Genomic DNA, 22,004 nt, shown 5'->3' on the forward strand with positions numbered 1-22,004 from the left:
CGGAAAATTTTACTGTTCCACATAAACCTCATCGTTTTCTACATTCATGTCATCTTGTGTTGTTTTTACAAGATCCACTTTGCGATAACGATTCATACCTGTTCCAGCAGGAACAAGTTTACCGATAATAACATTTTCTTTTAATCCTAGAAGTTCATCGCGTTTACCCTTAATTGCTGCATCAGTTAAGACACGAGTTGTTTCTTGGAACGATGCTGCAGATAAGAATGAATCTGTTTCAAGTGAAGCTTTTGTAATACCAAGTAGAACAGGTCTAGCTGTTGCTGGTTGCTTACCTTGCAGTAAGACCTTAGCATTCGCATCAGTGAACTGATGGATATCTAGTAATGTTCCTGGTAATACATCTGTTTCACCTGCATCACTTACACGAACTTTACGTAACATTTGACGTACCATTACTTCTACGTGTTTGTCACCAATTTCTACCCCTTGCATACGGTATACTTTTTGAACTTCACGTAATAAGTATTCTTGAACCGCCGTAATGTCCGTTACTTTTAGTAATTCTTTCGGATCAATAGAACCTTCTGTTAACTCTTTACCGTGGCTAATTGGCTGTCCTGGAGTTACTTTCAGACGAGCACCGTAAGGAATAGCATACGTACGAGCTTCAACTTCACCCTGTACAACTACTTCTTGGCGATCTTTAACGTCGTTGATCGCTGCGATAACACCGTCGATTTCACTGATAACTGCCTGACCTTTCGGATTACGAGCTTCGAAGATCTCTTGGATACGAGGTAAACCTTGAGTAATATCATCTCCGGCAACCCCACCTGTATGGAATGTACGCATCGTTAACTGTGTACCTGGCTCACCGATAGATTGAGCTGCGATAATACCTACCGCTTCTCCTACTTCTACGTCTGTTCCAGTTGCTAAGTTACGACCGTAACACTTCTTACATACACCGTGGCGAGTGTTACACGTAAACGCTGAACGAATGTTTACAGTTTCAACACCCGAATTTTCAACGATATGAGCGATATCTTCAGTAATTAATTGATTTTCAGCAACTAATACTTCACCTGTTTCAGGATGTTTTACAGTTTTTCTTGCAAAACGTCCAACAAGACGATCATATAATGACTCGATAACTTCATTACCCTCTTTAATCGCACCAATTAATAAACCGCGATCTGTTCCACAATCATCTTCACGAACGATTACATCTTGTGCAACGTCAACAAGACGACGTGTTAAGTAACCAGAATCGGCAGTTTTAAGTGCTGTATCGGCAAGACCTTTACGCGCACCATGCGTAGAGATGAAGTACTCAAGTACTGTTAAACCTTCACGGAAACTCGATTTGATTGGAAGTTCGATGATACGACCAGATGGATTGGCCATAAGACCACGCATACCAGCAAGCTGAGTAAAGTTAGATGCGTTACCACGGGCACCTGAGTCACTCATCATGAAGATTGGGTTGCGTTTATTCAAGGATTTCATCAGTTTTCCTTGGATAACATCTTTTGCATTACTCCAAATAGAGATAACGCGATCGTAACGTTCTTCTTCCGTGATTAAACCGCGACGGAATTGTTTAATTACATTATCTACTTTTGCTTGTGCTTCGTGGAGAATTTCATCTTTTTCGCCTAATACAAGAATGTCAGATACCCCAACTGTAATACCAGCTTTTGTAGAGTACTTGAATCCTAAGTTTTTCATACGGTCAAGCATGCGAGACGTTTCTGTAATTTGGAAACGTTTGAACACTTCCGCAATGATGTTACCAAGGATCTTCTTGCTAAATGGCGCCACTTCTTCGCGACTAGCAATAATTTCTTTAATGTTCGCACCTTTTTCAACGAAATATTTCGCTGGTGTTTCTTTTTCAAGGTTTGAATTTGTTGGTTCATTAATATAAGGGAACGACTCTGGTAAGATTTCGTTAAATATTAATTTACCAACTGTTGTTAATAGAAGCATACTCTTTTGCTCTTCAGTAAATGTTGCGTTGTTTACTGCACTTGCAGCTACTGCAACACGTGTATGAAGATGAACATATCCATTTTGATATGCAAGCAATGCTTCATTTGCATCTTTGAAGACCATACCTTCACCGATTGCACCTTCACGCTCAAGTGTTAAGTAATAGTTACCTAATACCATATCCTGAGATGGAGTAACAACTGGTTTACCGTCTTTCGGGTTCAAGATGTTTTGTGCCGCTAACATAAGAAGACGAGCTTCAGCTTGAGCTTCTGATGATAAAGGTACGTGAACGGCCATTTGGTCACCGTCAAAGTCCGCGTTGTATGCAGTACATACAAGTGGGTGAAGACGGATTGCGCGACCTTCTACTAATGTAGGTTCAAACGCCTGGATACCAAGACGGTGAAGTGTTGGTGCGCGGTTTAGAAGTACTGGATGTTCTTTAATCACAGACTCTAAAACGTCCCAAACTTCAGGTTGTACACGCTCGATTTTACGTTTCGCACTCTTAATGTTATGTGCTAATCCTTTTTCAACTAACTCTTTCATTACGAAAGGTTTGAACAGTTCAAGCGCCATTTCTTTTGGTAATCCACATTGATACATCTTTAAGTTCGGTCCTACAACGATTACAGAACGACCAGAGTAGTCAACACGTTTACCTAATAAGTTTTGACGGAAACGTCCTTGTTTACCTTTAAGCATGTGAGATAGTGATTTTAATGGACGGTTACCTGGCCCAGTAACTGGACGGCCACGACGACCATTATCGATTAATGCGTCTACAGCTTCTTGTAACATACGTTTTTCGTTTTGAACGATGATGCTTGGTGCACCTAAGTCCAATAGACGTTTTAAACGGTTGTTACGGTTAATTACACGACGGTATAAGTCGTTTAAGTCAGAAGTAGCAAAACGTCCACCGTCTAACTGTACCATTGGGCGTAGTTCTGGTGGGATTACTGGTAGAACATCTAAGATCATCCAAGACGGTTCATTTCCAGAGTTACGGAATGCTTCTAATACTTCTAGACGTTTAATAGCACGAGTACGGCGTTGTCCTTGTGCTGTTTTTAATTCTTCTTTTAAGAAGTCTACTTCTTTATCTAAATCGATGTCTTGTAGTAGCTTTTTAATTGCTTCTGCACCCATAGCAGCTTGGAATGTGCTACCATATCGATCACGATATGCACGGTATTCTTTTTCAGAAAGTAATTGCTTCTTATCAAGTGGTGTATCTCCACTTTCTGTTACAACATAAGAAGCGAAATAAATTACTTCTTCAAGCGCGCGAGGGGACATGTCTAAGACAAGTCCCATGCGGCTCGGGATACCTTTGAAATACCAAATATGAGATACAGGAGCAGCTAATTCGATATGACCCATACGTTCACGACGTACTTTTGCACGCGTTACTTCAACGCCACATCGATCACAAACTACACCTTTATAACGTACACGTTTGTATTTTCCGCAATGACATTCCCAGTCCTTTTGTGGTCCGAAAATACGCTCACAGAACAAGCCATCTTTTTCAGGCTTTAACGTACGATAGTTAATAGTTTCTGGTTTCTTAACTTCACCGTATGACCAAGAACGAATCTTGTCAGGTGAAGCAAGTCCAATCTTCATATATTCAAAGTTATTTACATCTATCAAGGGGCCTACCTCCCTTTTAGTCTACAGGTTATCCCAATTATTCCTTAGTTGTCTCAACTTCGACATTCAATTTATCTGCTGATTGATGATCATCGTCATCTTCTGTATCACGCATTTCAATTTCTGTATCGTCGCTAGACATCATTTTAACGTCCATACCTAAACTTTGCAGCTCTTTAATCAATACTTTGAATGATTCAGGAACGCCTGGTTCTGGAACATTTTCGCCTTTAACAATTGCTTCATAAGTCTTAACACGTCCAACAACATCATCAGACTTCACTGTTAAGATTTCTTGAAGAGTATAAGCAGCACCGTAAGCTTCAAGTGCCCAAACCTCCATCTCACCGAAACGCTGTCCACCGAACTGAGCTTTACCTCCAAGAGGTTGCTGCGTTACAAGTGAGTATGGTCCAGTAGAACGAGCATGAAGTTTATCGTCAACCATGTGCGCAAGTTTGATCATATACATGACACCAACAGATACGCGGTTATCGAATGGTTCACCAGTACGTCCGTCATACAGGATTGTTTTCGCGTCATTTGCCATACCAGCTTCTTCAATTGTGCCCCAAACATCTTCCTCACGAGCACCATCGAATACTGGTGTTGCAATGTGAATGCCAAGGTATCTTGCTGCCATACCAAGATGAAGCTCTAATACCTGACCGATATTCATACGAGATGGTACCCCTAATGGGTTTAACATGATATCGATTGGCGTACCGTCTGGTAGGTAAGGCATATCTTCTTCTGGTAAAATACGAGAAATAACACCTTTGTTACCGTGACGTCCGGCCATCTTGTCACCTTCAGAAATTTTACGTTTTTGAACGATATATGCACGTACAAGTTGATTCACGCCTGGTGGCAATTCATCGCCATCTTCACGGTTGAATACTTTTACGTCTAAGATAATACCGCCACCACCGTGTGGTACACGTAGTGATGTATCACGTACTTCACGCGCTTTTTCTCCAAAGATAGCATGTAATAGACGTTCTTCAGCTGTTAATTCTGTTACACCTTTAGGTGTTACTTTACCAACAAGTAAATCTCCATCTTTTACTTCAGCACCAACGCGAATGATACCGCGCTCGTCAAGGTTACGTAATGCGTCTTCCCCAACGTTTGGAATGTCACGTGTAATTTCTTCTGGTCCAAGCTTCGTATCACGAGCTTCTGATTCATATTCTTCAATATGAATAGAAGTGTACACATCATCTTTTACAAGGCGCTCACTCATGATGATCGCATCCTCGTAGTTATAACCGTCCCAAGTCATGAAGCCAACAAGCACGTTACGTCCAAGTGCTAGTTCACCTAATTCCATAGAAGGACCATCCGCAAGGATTTCACCTTTTACAACTTCATTTCCAACACTTACGATTGGACGTTGGTTGTAACAAGTTCCTTGGTTAGAACGAATGAATTTTTGCATTTTGTAGCGATCTAAGTCGCCTTTTACTGTTTGACCGTCAACTTCTACATAGCGACGTACCCAAACTTCACGTGCTTCTACGCGCTCAACAACACCAGGATGTTTACAGATTACTGCAGCACCTGAGTCTTTTGCTGATACGTACTCCATACCTGTACCTACAATCGGAGATTCCGGATTCATTAACGGAACCGCCTGACGTTGCATGTTCGCTCCCATAAGTGCGCGGTTAGAGTCATCGTTTTCTAAGAACGGAATACAAGCTGTCGCTGCCGACACTACTTGTTTTGGAGATACATCCATGTAGTCGATGCGTTCTCTATTTGTGACAATGTTTTCACCACGGAAACGAGCTACGATATCTTCACTTAGGAATTCACCTTCGTCAGATAATTTCATATTCGCTTGGGCTACAACATAGTTATCTTCTTCATCTGCTGTTAAGTAATCAACATGCCCTGTTACAAGACCAGTTTCTGGGTCAACACGACGGTATGGTGTTTCAATGAAACCAAACTCATTTACTTTCGCGAACGAAGATAATGAGTTAATCAAACCGATGTTTGGTCCCTCTGGTGTTTCAATCGGACACATACGACCGTAGTGAGAGTAATGAACGTCACGCACTTCAAAGCCTGCGCGCTCACGCGTTAAACCACCAGGTCCTAATGCAGATAGTCTTCGTTTGTGAGTTAACTCTGCTAATGGGTTTGTTTGGTCCATAAACTGAGATAACTGAGAACTTCCGAAGAACTCTTTAATAGATGCAATAACAGGACGAATATTAATTAGTGCCTGTGGTGTAATTGCATTTGTATCTTGGATCGACATTCTCTCACGAACAACACGTTCCATACGAGAAAGACCGATACGGAATTGATTTTGTAACAGTTCTCCAACAGAACGCAGACGACGGTTTCCTAAATGGTCAATATCATCTGTATCCCCTACTTTGTATAGTAGGTTGAAGAAGTAACTGATAGAAGCAAGGATATCACCTGGTGTGATGTGTTTCACATCACGAGTAATGTTTGCATTACCAATTACATTAATTACGCGTTCGCCTTCCGACTCAGGAGCATAAATCTTAATAGATTGCAGCTCAACATCGCCTTCTACCACTCCACCCATTGGTTTCGCTGTTTTGAATCCAATGTTTTTCTCTAAGTAAGGTAAAATGCGATCAAGTGTACGACGATCTAAGATTGTTCCTTCTGCCGCTAAAATTTCACCAGTTTCTGGATCCACTAATGTTTCAGCTAAACGTTGATTAAACAATCTGTTTTTAATGTGTAACTTCTTGTTGATCTTATAGCGACCTACATTTGCTAAATCGTAGCGCTTTGGATCAAAGAAACGAGACACAAGTAAGCTCTTAGCATTTTCTACTGTTGGTGGTTCACCAGGACGTAGACGCTCATAAATTTCAAGCAATGCTTTTTCTGTGCTATCTGTGTTGTCTTTTTCTAATGTGTTGCTTAAGTATTCGTTATCACCTAAAAGCTCGGTGATTTCTTGATCAGAGCCAAACCCTAATGCGCGTAACAAAACAGTTACAGGAAGTTTACGCGTACGGTCAATACGCACATATACAACATCCTTAGCATCTGTCTCATACTCTAACCAAGCTCCGCGGTTTGGAATTACAGTAGCAGTAAAACCACGTTTTCCGTTTTTATCCACTTTGCCACTATAGTATACGCTTGGAGAGCGAACTAACTGGGAAACGATAACACGTTCTGCACCGTTAATTACGAATGTTCCAGTCTCTGTCATGAGTGGGAAATCTCCCATGAACACATCTTGTTCTTTTACTTCACCAGTTTCCTTGTTGATTAGACGCACTTTTACACGAAGTGGTGCTGCATACGTCACATCACGCTCTTTGCATTCGTCTACAGAGTATTTAGGTTCACCTAAGCTGTAGTCGATAAATTCAAGCGATAGATTTCCCGTAAAGTCTTCAATCGGAGAAATGTCTTGGAACATTTCTCGCAAACCCTCATCAAGAAACCACTGATAAGAAGAGGTTTGAATTTCGATAAGATTTGGTAACTCTAATACTTCACTAATACGGGCATAACTTCTTCGTTGGCGGTGGCGTCCGTATTGAACTAGTTGACCTGTCAACTGCTTCACCCCTCAAATCATGAGTATTATAAATGCACAAAAAAATTTGTGCAAAATCACAAATAAATACAACTACTGCTATTAGCGTAGTCTCTTTCTCTTAAAGATAAATACGTTGAGTCTTTCTACCTGCTCAAAAAAGAAAAATGGCTTCTATAAGAAAACCATCATTCTGTTTCATAATCTGCTGATTTTACTATCTTTTCCAAGAGAAACAAAAATATACATCTTTCTCAACGCAGAAAATCATATATTGGCATTGTATAATGTTAACATAGCCAAAAATAACCGTCAACGTTTTTTTGATTTTATGATATAATATCCTTTTTTCTTTTCTACAAACTCAACTTCAGAAAATACTTCTTCTAGTTTTTTTAGCGCAGACGGTGCACCTTGTTTCTTTTGAATAACAATCCAAAGCTCTCCATCTGGAACTAAATACTCCACAGCTTTTTCTAAAATCTCATGTACGATATCTTTACCCGCACGAATCGGAGGGTTAGATAGAATAGCAGCATACTTACCATCTACATTTTCATAGACGCTACTTTGAAAAATACGTATATTCTCGATTTTGTTATTAGCGGCGTTTTCTTTCGCAAGCCCAAGTGCCCTCTCGTTCACATCCACCATGTGAACTTCACGACCTTGAAACTCTTTCGCTAACGACAAACCAATAGGACCGTATCCGCAACCTACGTCTAATATATCACCTTTAATATCTGGCATTTGAAACGCTTCAATTAAAAGACGGGAACCAAAGTCCACTTCGTTTTTCGAGAACACCCCATGGTCAGATAAGAAAGTGAATCGAGATCCACGAAGGGCAAACTCCCATCGCTTACGATCACTTTTACTAGAAGGGTCGTTAGAAAAATAATGGTCTGCCATATGGCCACCTCTTTTCTTTACAGTTAAAAAAAAAGCTCGCATGAGAGCGAGCTTTTTTTAAAGCATCAAAAGTTAATTACTTAACTTCTACAGCAGCGCCAACTTCTTCAAGTTTAGCTTTGATTTCTTCAGCTTCTTCTTTAGCAGCAGCTTCTTTGATTACTTTTGGAGTGTTGTCAACTAATTCTTTAGCTTCTTTTAAGCCAAGACCAGTGATTTCACGAACAACTTTGATAACTTTGATTTTTTGTGCACCAGCGCTAGTTAGTTCCACATCAAATTCAGTTTTCTCAGCAGCAGCTTCTCCAGCGCCACCAGCAACAGCTACAGGAGCAGCAGCAGTTACGCCGAATTCTTCCTCGATAGCTTTTACTAAGTCGTTAAGTTCTAATACAGTCATAGATTTAACTGCTTCAATGATTTGTTCTTTAGTCATTGTAAATATCCTCCCTTAAATAGGTTTGTGTTGTTTTATCGATAATACGTAATTATCTTTTAAAAAATTAAGCGCCTTGCTCTTCCTTTTGGTCTGCAACTGCTTTAGTAGCAAGTGCAAGGTTACGGATTGGAGCTTGAAGAACGCTAAGAAGCATAGAAAGTAAGCCTTCACGTGATGGAAGAGTAGCGATTGCTTTAACCTCATCAAGTGTTACAAGTTTACCTTCGATTACGCCCGCTTTAATTTCTAAAGCTTCATGATCTTTAGCGAAGTCGTTTAATACTTTCGCAGGAGCAACTACATCCTCGTTACTGAACGCGATTGCGTTTGGTCCTGTTAAGAATTCATTTAACTCAGCCATTTCAGCAGATTCTGCAGCACGACGAGTTAGAGAGTTTTTGTAAACTTTGAACTCAACGCCAGCTTCACGTAATTGCTTACGTAATTCTGTTGCTTCAGAAACTGTTAAACCACGGTAGTCAACAACGATTGTAGATTTACTAGCGCGAAGTTTGTCCGCGATTTCAGTTACAACTTGTTGTTTAGTTTCGATTACTTTGCTCATGTTATTACACCTCCTGTAGATTATATAGAAGATGTACCGAAAGTGCACTAAAAACCTCCATGCCCAACTTGTAGACATGGAGGCATATAGTCACAGAAAAAAGATTCCGCTTCGTATATTAACACCTAGGTAGGAAATTAAGTCTATTGACACCTACTGTCTACGGTACACTAATTAAATTCACAACATAAATGATTATATTAAAACTTCTTTATGAAGTCAACTTCCAAAATTTACGCTAATGTAGAAACGTCTACACGTACGCCAGGTCCCATTGTAGAAGCAACTGTTACGTTCTTCATGTAAGTACCTTTTGCAGCAGCTGGCTTAACTTTTTGTAAAGTGTCAGCAATTGTTTTGAAGTTTTCTACTAATTTAGCATCTTCGAAAGATACTTTACCGATTGGAACGTGGATGTTACCAGCTTTATCAACGCGGTATTCAACTTTACCAGCTTTGATTTCGTTAACAGCTTTAGTTACATCGAAAGTAACTGTTCCAGTTTTAGGGTTTGGCATTAAACCTTTAGGTCCTAATACGCGACCAAGTTTACCAACTTCACCCATCATGTCAGGAGTTGCTACTACTACATCGAAATCGAACCAACCTTGTTGGATTTTACCGATGTAATCAGTATCGCCTACGAAGTCAGCTCCAGCAGCTTCAGCTTCTTTAGCTTTTTCACCTTTAGCAAATACTAATACACGTTGTACTTTACCAGTACCGTGTGGAAGAACAACTGCGCCACGAATTTGTTGGTCAGCTTTCTTAGGGTCAACACCTAAACGGAATGCAGCTTCTACAGTTGCATCAAATTTAGCTGTGTTTGTTTTCTTTACTAATTCTACTGCTTCTGTTGCAGAGTAAGCAGCTGCACGATCAACAAGCTTTGCAGCTTCTACGTACTTTTTACCTCTTTTAGCCATTTTTATTTCCTCCTCGAATGTGGTTTTAGCGGAATAACCTCCCACGTTTACGCCTGTTTTCAGGTATAACCTGAGGATGAGCGCCATCCATTTATTTAAAAACGATAATCATTTACGATAATAAAGGTTGCGAATTGGAATTCCAGACCCGCAACCTTTTTTAAAAACAAATCGAATTAGTCTTCGATAACGATGCCCATACTGCGTGCAGTACCTTCAACCATACGCATTGCAGCTTCTACGCTAGCAGCGTTTAGGTCAGGCATTTTAGTTTCAGCGATTTCGCGTACTTTATCACGCTTAACAGTTGCCACTTTATTACGGTTCGGTTCACCAGAACCAGACTCAATACCAGCTACTTTCTTAAGAAGAACAGCAGCAGGAGGAGTTTTAGTAATGAAAGTGAATGAACGGTCCTCAAATACCGTAATTTCAACAGGGATGATAAGACCAGCTTGATCTGCTGTACGAGCGTTAAACTCTTTACAGAAGCCCATGATGTTAACACCTGCTTGTCCTAATGCTGGACCAACTGGTGGAGCTGGGTTAGCTTTACCTGCAGGAATTTGAAGCTTTACCATTTTAATTACCTTTTTAGCCACGAGACACACCTCCTTAAGTCCGTGATGTGGTCAATTGGACAGTGATTTGCCCTCCCACGTCATATTTTATCTGTAAGGATAAAATCTTTCAAAAAACGTCTCCGATAACGAAGACGTACTGACTTAAAAGATATTATCACTTTTTACAATTCATTTCAAGTTTCATTTTATAATTTTTCAATTTGATGGAAGTCAAGTTCAACTGGAGTCTCGCGACCAAACATGTCCACAAGCACGCTAACCTTTTTCTTCTCCACATCAATTTCTTCAATAGCACCTGTATAATCTGCGAATGGCCCCTCATTTACACGTACTGTCTCATGAAGTTCAAAGTCGAAATCAACCACTTCGTTGTCCATTCCCATATGTTTCATAATGGTAACAACTTCCTCTTCTAATAGAGGTGATGGTTTAGATCCAGAACCAGAAGAACCAACGAACCCAGTTACACCCGGCGTGTTACGTACAACATACCAAGAGTCATCAGTCATGATTAATTCTACTAATACATAACCTGGGAACACTTTTCTTTTCATTAATTTTTCTTTTCCGTTTTTCATTTCTACTTCTACTTCTTCCGGGACAACAACACGGAAAATTTTATCTTGCATACCCATTGATTCTACACGTTTCTCTAGGTTTGCTTTTACTTTATTTTCATATCCAGAATAAGTATGGACAACATACCAACTTTTTTCCATTCATTTAGGACGAGCGTCCTTCCCTCCCTGACGTACATTTTTTTGCGCAAATGAAAAAACCCGTTCACCGGGCTTTTACACAGTTCTTATAAATAACATTATATCATGGATAAGTGCTTCTTATTCAAGAATTAACCAAGAATTAACCGAATTAAAGAAGAAATGCCCATATCAACTACTGCGAAGAAAATCGCAAAGAACACAACTGTAGCAACAACAGTCGCTGTTGAGCGGAGTAATTCATCTTTTTTAGGCCAACTTACTTTTTTCATTTCGCGACCTACATCGCCGAAAAAGTTCGTTAAACGCATCTGCGGGACCTCCAGTGTATTATTTCAATTATTTATTTTGTTTCCTTGTGAACTGTATGCTGATTGCATGTTTTACAAAACTTTTTTATTTCAAGTCGCTCTATTGAGCTCGTATCTTTCATAGTAGAGTAGTTTCGATTTTTACACTCTTCACATGAGAGTACAACTTTTTTCCTCATTAGTTACACCAACCTTGTAACATTATGTCCCTAAAAATGTATCATACAATAAAAGACAATGTCAATGACATGCATTTTGTACTCTCTACAAAAGAAAACAGGTGATTTATTTTACACCTGTAGCACTTGTTACTTCTTATGAATTTAAAGTTGTACTTTCTCTCATTTCCATATATCGTTCCAATTTCCTCTTTACTCTTTGTAAAGCGTTATCAATAGATTTCACATGCCTGTTTAACTGTTCTGAAATCTCTTGATAAGAACGACCATCTAAATATAAAGAAAGCACTTTTCTTTCTAAATCGCTTAATAATTCAGATATTTTTGATTCTATGTCTGTATATTCTTCCTGGCTAATGATCATCTCTTCAGGATCAGTCACCTTCGCTTCAGAAATAACATCCAATAACGTTCGATCAGATTCCTCATCGTAAATCGGCTTATCTAAAGACACATACGAATTTAAAGGAATATGTTTTTGTCTTGTTGCCGTTTTAATAGCGGTAATAATTTGTCGAGTGATACATAGTTCAGCAAATGCTTTGAATGAAGACAGCTTGTCCTCTTTATAATCACGAATTGCTTTAAACAACCCTATCATACCTTCTTGAACAATGTCTTCTCGATCGGCACCCACTAAAAAGTAAGATCTTGATTTCGCACGAACAAAGTTCTTATACTTGTGAATTAAATATTCTAGAGCGTCAGTATTACCTTTTCGAACTAACTCAACGATTGCCTCATCCTCTAAATCACGAAATGTAACGTCGCCTATACTTACGAAGCCTGCTTCCACCTTGATCCCTCCGACCGCTATTTATTTAGCAATATTATACAGTAAAAAGATAAAGAGCGTCAATGCTTCAACGCTCTCCTCTTCTTAATTTTTCTAATTTTTCTGTAATATCTTTACTAAATATCTTTCGCATGGCGGGCTGCTGTTCTTTCGCGTCTTTTGTACGCCTTCTTACTTGTTGTTCCATTGCTTGTACTTCCAACTCTAATTCACGCGCAGATTTTCGAAGGGCACCTTGCGCAAATATAACCCATTGTTCTGTATAATCAGAAGTCGCAACATATATTTGTGTATTTATATTTCTAAGCTCTATCGCAAGTTGCTCTATCTTTTCGTCTGCAGTTTGATTCTTTCGTGTGAATATTACTTCTACACGAGATTGTTTCATCTTTTTTTCAATACCATGGACTGTATAGGCATCAAAGACTATCATCACTTTTGTGCCTGTATAACCTTGATAATCCGCCATCTTATCAATAAGCGCATCTCTTGATGATTGTAAATCTACATCCCGCAGTTTCTTCAAATCTCCCCAAGCTCCGATAATGTTGTAGCCGTCAACGATTAAAATATCGTTCATTTTTTATTTACCAATTTCGTGACGTTTACGATATACCTCATACATTAACAAACTTGCGGCTACTGAAGCATTTAAGGATGTAACTTTACCAACCATCGGTAGAGTGATTAAGAAATCACACTTTTCACCAATAATACGACTCATACCTTTTCCTTCACTACCAATTACTAATCCAATCGGCATTGTACCATCTAAATTACGGTAATCCGTTTTCCCTTTGGCATCTGTACCAGCAATCCAAAGTCCACGCTCTTTTAATTCATCAATTGTACGAGATAAGTTTGTTACGCGCGCAACAGGAATGTATTCAATCGCTCCTGTTGATGCTTTCGCAACTGATGCGGTAAGTCCCACAGCTCTTCTCTTCGGAATAATAATTCCATGAGCTCCTGTTGCATCAGCAGTACGCATAATAGAACCTAGGTTATGCGGATCTTCAATCTCATCTAAAATCAAGAAGAACGGATCTTCATTACGTTTTTCTGCCACTTTGAATAAATCTTCTAACTCTGCATACTGATATGCAGCTACTTGAGCAATTACACCTTGATGATTACCCTCAACTAATTGATCTAACTTTTTCTTTGGTGCATGTTGTAAAATAATCTTATTTTCTTTCGCTAATGCTAGTACAATTTGTACTTGTCCTTTGGCAGCACCTTCTGCGATCCAAATTTTATTAATATCTCTCCCTGATCTTAACGCTTCAATTACAGGGTTACGTCCGATAATATATTCACTAGTCATGATGATGTGCCCCCTTCCTTTTCTTCTAAAACTGCAATTGCCTTATATACAATTTCGTCTAATCTTTCACGATTATTTAATAAATGATGGTAACCAATTAGCGCTTCAAAGGCTGTACTATGTCGATATGTTTGTACATCCGTATTTTTCGGAACTGTACCTGAATTTGCATTACGCCCTCTTCTTAATACCGCCTCTTCTTCCTCTGTCAAAAATGCCGTCTCTAATAAATGATAAACAACTTTCGCCTGTGCTTTTGCTGAAACAAAGCTCGTCCCTAAGCGGTGTAATTGATTAGGTCGAACTTTTCCTTTTTGAAGGAGGTGATAGCGGATATATTGTTCATATACCGCATCACCCATATACGCTAACGCCAAGCTGTTTAATTGCTTTGCATCGATCATCCTTATCCTCTTTTCCATCTTGTACCTTGAGCGGTATCTTCTAAAATAATATTACGTTCTTTTAAATCGTCACGAATTTGATCAGACAATGCAAAATCACGATTTTTACGAGCTTCAATGCGCTTTTGGATAAGCTCTTCAATTTCTTCATCCAGTAATTCTTCTTTTGATAATTCTAATCCTAAAATATCAAATAACGTTTCCAGTTGTTTTACGTATGCTTCAATCACAACTTTAGATGTATGCTCTTCAAGTAAATATTGATTTGCATGATTTGCTACGTTGTATAATTCGGTAATTGCATTTGCAGTGTTAAAGTCATCATTCATTGCCTCTTCAAATGCAGTCTGGAATTTCTCTATTTCAGCTAACCATTTCTCATTATGGTCCGTTAAATCCGTACTACTCTCCATACGATGCTTTAAGTTTCCATAAGCTGTTTTAATTCTTTCCAGTCCATTATTCGTACTTTGTAATAACTCTTCACTAAAGTTAATCGGGTGACGATAGTGTACTGATAACATAAAGAATCTAATTAACTGCGGGTCGTATTGCTTAATAATATCGTGAACTAAAATAAAGTTACCAAGCGATTTAGACATCTTCTCATTGTTAATATTAATATATCCATTATGCATCCAGTAACGTGCAAACGTTTTTCCAGTCAATGCTTCTGACTGCGCAATTTCATTTTCATGATGTGGGAATGCCAAGTCTTGACCACCAGCATGAATGTCAATTGTATCCCCTAAGTACTTACGCGCCATTGCTGAGCATTCAATATGCCATCCTGGACGTCCTTGCCCCCAAGGGCTTTCCCAGAAGATTTCTCCTTCTTTCGCAGCTTTCCATAAAGCAAAATCAAGAGGGTCTTGTTTCTTTTCCCCTACCTCAATACGAGCACCGTGACGTAAATCTGCGATTGGTTGATGTGATAATTTACCGTAACCTTCGAATTCCTTCGTCTTAAAGTACACATCACCCTCTGATTCATATGCATACCCTTTATTCACAAGTTCTTGAATAAATTCAATAATGATATCCATATTTTCTGTTACACGAGGATGAACTGTTGCGTGTTTGCAACCTAGTGCTGTTACATCTTCAAAGTACGCTTCAACAAAGCGATCAGCAATTGTCGGTACATCTTCACCTAATTCATTTGCCGCTTTAATTAATTTATCATCTACATCCGTAAAGTTAGATACATATTGCACATCGTATCCTTTGTATTCTAAATAACGACGCACTGTATCGAATACCATAGGAGGCCTTGCATTCCCAATATGAATGTAGTTATAAACTGTAGGTCCGCATACATACATCTTTACCTTATTTTCTTCTAATGGAACAAACTCTTCTTTTTGACGTGTTAACGTATTATAAATGTGAATAGTCATTTTTATCCTTCCTTTCTACCTTTAATTCCAATTGTTTCTTCAATTTATCAAGTTCTACTTCCATAGCCTTTAATTTATCAAAAATCGGATCCGGAAGGTCAGATTGATTTAATTCTTGACCAATCTTTACTCCATTTTGAATAACGACACGGCCAGGTATACCTACAACTGTAGAATGTGCAGGAACTTCTTTTAATACGACAGACCCTGCTCCGATTTTAGAATTCTCTCCTACAGTAATAGAACCAAGAACTTTAGCACCCGTCGCAATTAATACATTATCCTGAATTGTTGGATGCCTCTTTCCTTTTTCTTTTCCTGTACCACCTAATGTAACCCCTTGATAAATCGTTACATTATCACCAATTTCACAAGTTTCTCCGATTACAACTCCCATTCCATGATCTATAAAAAAACGTCGACCAATAGTTGCTCCTGGATGGATCTCAATGCCAGTAAAAAAGCGGCTCACTTGTGAAACAAAACGTGCAAGAAAGAAAAAATTTCTTTTATAAAAAGCATGTGCAATTCGATGGGCCCAAACTGCATGTAATCCAGAGTAAGTTAAAATGACTTCGAAATAACCTCTTGCCGCTGGATCCTGTTCAAAAACGACTTCAATATCTTCCCGAAGCCTCTTAAACATCGGTGTTCCCTCCCCTTTATGGGCTGCTTTTTTGTCGAGCGAACTAACTCCCCTAACTCATCACTTCTCCCCTAATTCTTTATATAAGGAGATAAATTCTATATTCATACCTATTTACACGGTATAAAAAAAAGGCGTCTCTGTCATATTGACAGAGACGCCTTTTAAGCGCGGTTCCACTCTGTTTAGGCTTAAAAAAGCCTCAAACTCATCCATGATAACGGTGTACACCGCTTCTGCTTACTTTGCGGCCTAAGACATCCCACGAAGCAATTCGCTGTTCAGCAGAAGACTCGAAGGGGCATTTCAAAAATCCGCTTATAAACCACTCCCAGCCTAAAGGTGGTTCTCTCTGTAAAAAGCCTGATTTTCTACTTCTCCTTCTCGTCGCTTTTCCTTATTAGGTTTTAGGTATACTTATTATATTTCTAAACCTAGAAAATGTTAACCAATTACTTTTTGAAGACGATTTAAAACTTTTTCTTTTCCAAGAAGTGCAATAGCATTCGGAAGCTCTGGACCATGCGTTTGTCCTGTAGTTGCAACACGGATTGGCATAAATAAATTTTTACCTTTATGTCCTGTTTCCTTTTGAACTGCTTTAATCGCTGCCTTAATTGCTGCTGGCTCCATTGCTTCTAGAGCTTCTATTTGACCAGCAAATGCACGAAGTACTTCAGGTACTTGTTCACCATTTAGTACTTCTTGTCCTTCTTCTTCATAATCAACATGATCTTTAAAGAACATTTCAGAAAGCTCTACAATTTCAGCTCCAAAACTCATTTGTTCATGGTATAAAGCAATTACATCACGAATCCAAGCTTGGTCTTGTTCGCTTAAAGTTTCTCCCACACGTCCAGCTTTCACTAAATGCGGTAAGCTTAACTCTACAACCGTATCTAAATCTTGCTTTTTCATATACTGGTTGTTCATCCATTTTAGTTTTTGAGAATCAAATAATGCAGGTGATTTTGATAAACGAGCTGCATCGAACATTTTGATAAACTCATCTTTAGAGAAGATTTCTTCTTCTCCTACCGGAGACCAACCTAGTAGTGCAATAAAGTTAAAGATTGCTTCTGGAAGATACCCAAGCTCTTTATATTGCTCAATAAATTGAATAATAGATTCATCACGCTTACTTAACTTTTTACGACTTTCATTAACAATTAGAGTCATATGACCGAATTGTGGAATATCCCAGCCGAAAGCTTCATAAATCATCATTTGTTTCGGTGTATTTGAAATATGATCATCACCACGAAGTACATGTGTAATTTCCATTAGATGATCATCTACTGCTACTGCAAAGTTATAAGTTGGAATTCCATCCTTTTTCACAATAACAAAATCACCGAAATCATTTGAATGGAACGCAACTTCATCTTTTACAATATCTTTGAATGTGTAGTCACGATCAGCTGGTACACGGAAACGAATACTTGGAATACGTCCCTCAGCTTCAAATTCTTTCACTTGTTCTTCAGTTAATTCACGGTGGTTACCTGCGTAACGAGGTGTTTCACCGCGAGCGATTTGTCCTTCACGCTCTGCTTCTAGCTCTTCTTCTGTCATATAACATTTATAAGCTAGACCACGCTCTAATAAATCTTCATATAATTTTTTATAAATATCTAAACGCTCTGTTTGGCGATATGGTCCAAATTCACCACCAACATCAACACCTTCATCCCAGTCCATACCGAGCCATTTCAAGTATTTTAATTGGCTTTCTTCTCCACCAGCCACGTTACGTTTTACATCAGTATCTTCAATACGAATAATAAATTTGCCATCTAAATGACGAGCAAATAAATAATTAAATAATGCCGTACGCGCATTTCCGATATGTAAGTGTCCTGTTGGACTTGGCGCGTAGCGCACTCTCACTTGCTTTTCCATAATTGGTACACCTTCCATTCTTAATGTCAACACATTCTATAATTGTACACCAAAAAAATGTGATTATCCATCTTACGAATTAAAAACCATTATTTTTTCTGTAATAAAACAACCGCTTGAGAAGCAATCCCTTCTTCTCTACCTGTAAATCCTAATTTTTCTGTTGTTGTTGCCTTTACATTAATGTTATCGATAGACGTTTCTAACAGTTCACTAATGCGCTTACGCATACTCTCAATATGTGGTGCCATTTTTGGTTTTTGAGCAATAATTGTACAATCTAAATTTCCTAACTCGTAACCTTGTTCACGCACAAATTCCCAAACTTTTTGTAACAATACAGCTGAATCTGCATCTTTAAAAGCTGGGTCTGTATCAGGAAAATGCTTTCCGATATCTCCTGCTGCAATCGCACCTAAACATGCATCAGCAATCGTATGTAACAATACATCTGCATCTGAATGACCGATTAATCCTTTCTCGTGTGGAATTGTAATTCCACCGATAATCAACGGGCGCCCTTCCGCAAATTCATGTACATCAAAACCTTGTCCAATTCGAAACATCCTTACTTCCTCCTTAAGCTAAACTACTGAGCTTTATGACTCTATATTATATCGCTATCCTTATAAAGAAAAGCCCGGCTGTTGCCGAGCTTTTCTTTATTAACACGTCATCAATGTTATTTCTTCTGAACACGTAGGAAACTTTCAGCAATTAATAGATCTTCCGGAGTCGTCACTTTAATATTATAGTAACTCCCCTCTACTACACCTACTTGCTTCCCCACACGTTCTACGAGACTTGCATCATCTGTGCCAAGAAAACAACTTTGCTTTGCGCTTCTATGAGCTTCTAGCAAAAGAGAAACAGAGAATCCTTGTGGTGTTTGTACAGCGTTAAGTTGAGATCGCTCTACCGTTTCTACAACAACACCCTTCTCTACTTTCTTAACAGTATCTTTTACTGGCACTGCACAAATGGAAGCTCCATATTTTTCTGCTGCAGTTAATACATCGCGAATCACTTTATTCGTTACGAACGGGCGCGCCCCGTCATGCACAAGAACATATTCGACACCACTCGCATACTGAAGTGCGTTATAGACGCTATCTTGTCTTTCGGCTCCACCCTGAATGAATTGTACGTGCTTTTCAATCTGGTACTTCTGCATTAACTCTTCAAAATACGGGCGTTCTTCTTCGTTAATTGCCATAATAATACTTTTGCACGCTTTATCTTTTTCAAAAGCACGCAATGTGTGCACAATAATTGGTACTTCATCTATAAGTAAAAATAACTTATTTTTACCAGCACCCATTCGTTTTCCTTGGCCCGCTGCCGGAATAATTAATGTATACATATTAATAATCCTCTACTTATAATGCTTTTTCTAGCAATTTACGTTTTGCGAAAATCATACGACCAGCCGATGTTTGTAATACGCTAGTAACAAGTACGTCAAGTTGTGAACCCACATACTCTCTACCATCTTCTACTACAATCATCGTACCATCATCTAAGTATGCAACACCTTGATTTTGTTCTTTACCATCTTTCACAACATAAACACTTAATTCTTCACCAGGGAGTACGACTGGTTTAATCGCATTAGCTAAATCATTAATGTTTAACACCGTAACCCCTTGTAATTCAGAAACTTTGTTTAAATTGAAATCGTTTGTTACTACAGTTCCACCAGTGATTTTTGCCAACTTTACAAGCTTGCTATCTACTTCTTGGATATCATCGAAATCGCCTTCATAAATTTCTACCGGAATTGGCATCTCCTTTTGAATACGATTTAAAATGTCTAGCCCTCTGCGGCCACGATTACGCTTTAAAGCATCTGAAGAATCGGCAATATGCTGAAGCTCTTCTAATACGAATTGCGGAATGACAATTGTTCCTTCTAAAAACTTTGTTTGGCAAATATCTGCAATACGTCCGTCAATAATTACACTCGTATCGAGAATTTTCCAATGAGTCGTAGATTTTTCTGCTTCGACCTCTACCTCTTCATTCTCACTATTGTTTTTCTTCTTACCTCCGCGTTGGGGTAATGTAAATAATCCTAGCAATTCATTCCTCTTTTTAAATCCTACTTGGAATCCTAAATATCCAAGTAAAAGGGTGAAGAACACTTGCAACACCGTACTAATAACTGGAATTGTAAATTCACGAATTGGTATCAAAATTAAATATGCAACAATAAGACCAGAGATTAATCCTAATGTACCAAATAAAACATCTGCTACAGGCGCCTTTACAAGAGCCTCTTCAATATGCTTAATAAGTTGAACAATATAATCTACAAGCCAAAATGTTGTTAAAAATAAAATAATTGCACCAATAATTGCACGAACATACGATCCTTCCAACAAAGGAACCGCACCGATATCTAATACATTAATAATTTTTGGGATTAAGTAAATCCCTAACGCTCCCCCGATCACTAAAAAGAAGAGCTGTACAATCCGTTTTAACATCCAACCACCTCCTACTCATTATTAACCATTGTTTCGCTAATCAAAACGCCGAATGCAAAAGCGGACGTGTTTTTTTGTAAATAGTTTTATTTACCAATATATCATATCATATACCAAAAATGTTCTAGTGTCGTTATATTATAGAATCAATGTAATATTCTTAATTGTGTCTACTCATATAGAGATGCTCTTGAATTCTTTTTAGACCTTCTCGTATTTTCTTCGCTCTCACTTCTCCAATTCCTTCCACATCATCCAATTCATTAATAGTTGCTCGGCAAACACCTTGCAATGTTTTAAATCGATTAATTAAATTCTCGATAATAAGTGGCGGAACACGAGAAATCTTGCTTGTGATTCGGTACCCTCTAGGTGTCACACTTTCTTCTAAACTTGTTTGTCCTGGATAGCCAAGCAATTTAACTAAATCACTATCCTCTAAAAGTTGTGTATTTGCAAGATCTTGTAACTTTTTCAATATTTGATGATGGTCTTGTGTTTTCTCCTGGTGATAATCTTTAATTAACAATGCTGCCTCTGCCTCTAAATCAGCTAGTAATTCTGTAAGCTGTAAACGAATTAACCTACCTTCTGTTCCTAACTCATGAATATAGCTCAATATTTCATTTTTAATACGCAGCACCATTTCAACACTATGTAAAACGTGAACCACCTCGGACATTGTAACGACCTCTTCAAATTCTAGAATACCCAAATTCGTAATGCCGTCATTCCATACAGCCTTATATTTTTCTAGCGTTTGAATTGCTTGATTTGCCTTCGTTAAAATGACACCTATATCTTTTAATGTATAACGTAAGTTCCCTTGATATAGCGTAATTACATTACGTCTTTGTGAAATGGCCACAACAAGGCTGCCCGTCTGCTTTGCTACACGCTCTGCTGTTCGGTGACGCATACCTGTTTCAATAGAATCAATAGATGAATCCGGAACTAACTGTGCGTTTGCAATTAAAATTTTACTTCCAGTTTCATTTAAAATAAGTGCTCCATCCATTTTTGCTAATTCATATAAACTAGCAGGAGAGAATGCGCAATTAATATGAAAACCACCATCAACAATGCTTTTAATCTGCTCATTATACCCAAGAACAATTAGTCCCCCTGTTTGTGCGCGAAGTACATTATCTATCCCTTCGCGCAGTGGTGTTCCCGGGGCCACGAGCTGTAAAATATTAATTATACTTTTGACACGTTGCTTATTTTCTTCCAT

21 protein-coding genes and 2 other annotated features are annotated in these 22,004 nt (G+C 38.5%); all 21 genes read right to left on the bottom strand.

The window, feature by feature from the left end; genetic code table 11:
• Window positions 1–9: 9 nt before the first annotated feature.
• A complete protein-coding gene (gene rpoC / locus MR168_RS10605; protein ID WP_000567939.1) occupies window positions 10–3,621 on the bottom strand; it encodes a DNA-directed RNA polymerase subunit beta' in 3,612 nt (1,203 codons plus the stop codon).
• 37 nt (window positions 3,622–3,658) lie between these two features.
• Window positions 3,659–7,192, bottom strand: coding sequence for a DNA-directed RNA polymerase subunit beta (gene rpoB, locus MR168_RS10610; protein ID WP_000147553.1), 3,534 nt, complete (start codon window positions 7,190–7,192; stop codon window positions 3,659–3,661).
• A 291-nt stretch (window positions 7,193–7,483) separates the two neighbouring features.
• Window positions 7,484–8,083 carry a class I SAM-dependent methyltransferase gene (locus MR168_RS10615; protein WP_086412303.1) on the bottom strand — a complete coding sequence of 200 codons (600 nt, stop codon included), beginning with the start codon at window positions 8,081–8,083 and terminating at the stop codon, window positions 7,484–7,486.
• A 76-nt stretch (window positions 8,084–8,159) separates the two neighbouring features.
• Window positions 8,160–8,519: a 50S ribosomal protein L7/L12 gene (gene rplL, locus MR168_RS10620; protein WP_000159736.1), complete on the bottom strand. Its 360-nt coding sequence runs from the start codon at window positions 8,517–8,519 to the stop codon at window positions 8,160–8,162.
• Window positions 8,520–8,586: 67 nt separating this feature from the next.
• Window positions 8,587–9,087 (bottom strand): 50S ribosomal protein L10, encoded by a 501-nt coding sequence (rplJ, locus tag MR168_RS10625; protein WP_000048716.1) that lies wholly within the window; start codon window positions 9,085–9,087, stop codon window positions 8,587–8,589.
• Between the two features lie 39 nt (window positions 9,088–9,126).
• Window positions 9,127–9,271, bottom strand: a sequence feature (ribosomal protein L10 leader region).
• Between the two features lie 49 nt (window positions 9,272–9,320).
• Window positions 9,321–10,013, bottom strand: coding sequence for a 50S ribosomal protein L1 (gene rplA / locus MR168_RS10630; RefSeq protein ID WP_001987630.1), 693 nt, complete (start codon window positions 10,011–10,013; stop codon window positions 9,321–9,323).
• Window positions 10,014–10,189: 176 nt separating this feature from the next.
• Window positions 10,190–10,615 (bottom strand): 50S ribosomal protein L11, encoded by a 426-nt coding sequence (gene rplK / locus MR168_RS10635; RefSeq protein WP_001085872.1) that lies wholly within the window; start codon window positions 10,613–10,615, stop codon window positions 10,190–10,192.
• A gap of 167 nt (window positions 10,616–10,782) precedes the next feature.
• Window positions 10,783–11,316 (bottom strand): transcription termination/antitermination protein NusG, encoded by a 534-nt coding sequence (gene nusG, locus MR168_RS10640; RefSeq protein WP_000415794.1) that lies wholly within the window; start codon window positions 11,314–11,316, stop codon window positions 10,783–10,785.
• 131 nt (window positions 11,317–11,447) lie between these two features.
• Window positions 11,448–11,627, bottom strand: coding sequence for a preprotein translocase subunit SecE (gene secE, locus MR168_RS10645; RefSeq protein WP_001241323.1), 180 nt, complete (start codon window positions 11,625–11,627; stop codon window positions 11,448–11,450).
• 32 nt (window positions 11,628–11,659) lie between these two features.
• Complete coding sequence (gene rpmG / locus MR168_RS10650; protein WP_014481927.1) at window positions 11,660–11,806, bottom strand: 50S ribosomal protein L33; 147 nt, start codon at window positions 11,804–11,806, stop codon at window positions 11,660–11,662.
• 136 nt (window positions 11,807–11,942) lie between these two features.
• Window positions 11,943–12,602: an RNA polymerase factor sigma-70 gene (locus MR168_RS10655; RefSeq protein WP_000387193.1), complete on the bottom strand. Its 660-nt coding sequence runs from the start codon at window positions 12,600–12,602 to the stop codon at window positions 11,943–11,945.
• Between the two features lie 67 nt (window positions 12,603–12,669).
• Entirely contained in the window at window positions 12,670–13,182 is a 513-nt protein-coding gene (locus MR168_RS10660; RefSeq protein WP_000997880.1) for an NYN domain-containing protein, read from the bottom strand.
• 3 nt (window positions 13,183–13,185) lie between these two features.
• The gene (rlmB, locus tag MR168_RS10665) at window positions 13,186–13,929 is read right to left on the bottom strand and encodes a 23S rRNA (guanosine(2251)-2'-O)-methyltransferase RlmB (RefSeq protein WP_000200237.1); all 744 of its coding nucleotides are present in this window, start codon (window positions 13,927–13,929) and stop codon (window positions 13,186–13,188) included.
• Window positions 13,926–14,333 carry a Mini-ribonuclease 3 gene (locus MR168_RS10670; RefSeq protein WP_000564261.1) on the bottom strand — a complete coding sequence of 136 codons (408 nt, stop codon included), beginning with the start codon at window positions 14,331–14,333 and terminating at the stop codon, window positions 13,926–13,928. Before MR168_RS10670 ends, rlmB begins: the two co-directional genes overlap by 4 nt.
• Window positions 14,334–14,335: 2 nt before the next feature.
• Complete coding sequence (gene cysS / locus MR168_RS10675; protein WP_000152276.1) at window positions 14,336–15,733, bottom strand: cysteine--tRNA ligase; 1,398 nt, start codon at window positions 15,731–15,733, stop codon at window positions 14,336–14,338.
• Entirely contained in the window at window positions 15,714–16,379 is a 666-nt protein-coding gene (cysE, locus tag MR168_RS10680) for a serine O-acetyltransferase (protein ID WP_086412304.1), read from the bottom strand. Before cysE ends, cysS begins: the two co-directional genes overlap by 20 nt.
• Window positions 16,380–16,529: 150 nt before the next feature.
• Window positions 16,530–16,776, bottom strand: a binding site (T-box leader).
• A gap of 47 nt (window positions 16,777–16,823) precedes the next feature.
• Window positions 16,824–18,281: a glutamate--tRNA ligase gene (gene gltX, locus MR168_RS10685; protein WP_000415143.1), complete on the bottom strand. Its 1,458-nt coding sequence runs from the start codon at window positions 18,279–18,281 to the stop codon at window positions 16,824–16,826.
• An 89-nt stretch (window positions 18,282–18,370) separates the two neighbouring features.
• On the bottom strand, window positions 18,371–18,847 hold the full coding sequence (ispF, locus tag MR168_RS10690) for a 2-C-methyl-D-erythritol 2,4-cyclodiphosphate synthase (protein WP_000488386.1): 477 nt from the start codon (window positions 18,845–18,847) through the stop codon (window positions 18,371–18,373).
• Window positions 18,848–18,963: 116 nt separating this feature from the next.
• Entirely contained in the window at window positions 18,964–19,644 is a 681-nt protein-coding gene (gene ispD / locus MR168_RS10695) for a 2-C-methyl-D-erythritol 4-phosphate cytidylyltransferase (protein WP_000288283.1), read from the bottom strand.
• Between the two features lie 16 nt (window positions 19,645–19,660).
• On the bottom strand, window positions 19,661–20,770 hold the full coding sequence (locus tag MR168_RS10700) for a PIN/TRAM domain-containing protein (RefSeq protein ID WP_000919677.1): 1,110 nt from the start codon (window positions 20,768–20,770) through the stop codon (window positions 19,661–19,663).
• 160 nt (window positions 20,771–20,930) lie between these two features.
• Window positions 20,931–22,004 (bottom strand): DNA integrity scanning diadenylate cyclase DisA, encoded by a 1,074-nt coding sequence (gene disA / locus MR168_RS10705; RefSeq protein ID WP_000392158.1) that lies wholly within the window; start codon window positions 22,002–22,004, stop codon window positions 20,931–20,933.

The organism is Bacillus cereus group sp. BfR-BA-01356, assembly GCF_022663635.1.
Lineage (GTDB): Bacteria > Bacillota > Bacilli > Bacillales > Bacillaceae_G > Bacillus_A > Bacillus_A cereus.

What these genes read in the sequence shown, in the direction of transcription:
- MR168_RS10615 (WP_086412303.1), bottom strand. Translation starts at nt 8,083, where the DNA reads ATGGCAGACCATTATTTTTCTAACGACCCTTCTAGTAAAAGTGATCGT.
- secE (WP_001241323.1), bottom strand. Translation starts at nt 11,627, where the DNA reads ATGCGTTTAACGAACTTTTTCGGCGATGTAGGTCGCGAAATGAAAAAA.
- disA (WP_000392158.1), bottom strand. Translation starts at nt 22,004, where the DNA reads ATGGAAGAAAATAAGCAACGTGTCAAAAGTATAATTAATATTTTACAG.
- rlmB (WP_000200237.1), bottom strand. Translation starts at nt 13,929, where the DNA reads ATGACTAGTGAATATATTATCGGACGTAACCCTGTAATTGAAGCGTTA.
- cysE (WP_086412304.1), bottom strand. Translation starts at nt 16,379, where the DNA reads ATGTTTAAGAGGCTTCGGGAAGATATTGAAGTCGTTTTTGAACAGGAT.
- ispF (WP_000488386.1), bottom strand. Translation starts at nt 18,847, where the DNA reads ATGTTTCGAATTGGACAAGGTTTTGATGTACATGAATTTGCGGAAGGG.
- MR168_RS10660 (WP_000997880.1), bottom strand. Translation starts at nt 13,182, where the DNA reads ATGAACGATATTTTAATCGTTGACGGCTACAACATTATCGGAGCTTGG.
- MR168_RS10700 (WP_000919677.1), bottom strand. Translation starts at nt 20,770, where the DNA reads ATGTTAAAACGGATTGTACAGCTCTTCTTTTTAGTGATCGGGGGAGCG.
- rplA (WP_001987630.1), bottom strand. Translation starts at nt 10,013, where the DNA reads ATGGCTAAAAGAGGTAAAAAGTACGTAGAAGCTGCAAAGCTTGTTGAT.
- rpmG (WP_014481927.1), bottom strand. Translation starts at nt 11,806, where the DNA reads ATGAGGAAAAAAGTTGTACTCTCATGTGAAGAGTGTAAAAATCGAAAC.
- nusG (WP_000415794.1), bottom strand. Translation starts at nt 11,316, where the DNA reads ATGGAAAAAAGTTGGTATGTTGTCCATACTTATTCTGGATATGAAAAT.
- rplJ (WP_000048716.1), bottom strand. Translation starts at nt 9,087, where the DNA reads ATGAGCAAAGTAATCGAAACTAAACAACAAGTTGTAACTGAAATCGCG.
- rplL (WP_000159736.1), bottom strand. Translation starts at nt 8,519, where the DNA reads ATGACTAAAGAACAAATCATTGAAGCAGTTAAATCTATGACTGTATTA.
- MR168_RS10670 (WP_000564261.1), bottom strand. Translation starts at nt 14,333, where the DNA reads ATGATCGATGCAAAGCAATTAAACAGCTTGGCGTTAGCGTATATGGGT.
- cysS (WP_000152276.1), bottom strand. Translation starts at nt 15,733, where the DNA reads ATGACTATTCACATTTATAATACGTTAACACGTCAAAAAGAAGAGTTT.
- ispD (WP_000288283.1), bottom strand. Translation starts at nt 19,644, where the DNA reads ATGTATACATTAATTATTCCGGCAGCGGGCCAAGGAAAACGAATGGGT.
- gltX (WP_000415143.1), bottom strand. Translation starts at nt 18,281, where the DNA reads ATGGAAAAGCAAGTGAGAGTGCGCTACGCGCCAAGTCCAACAGGACAC.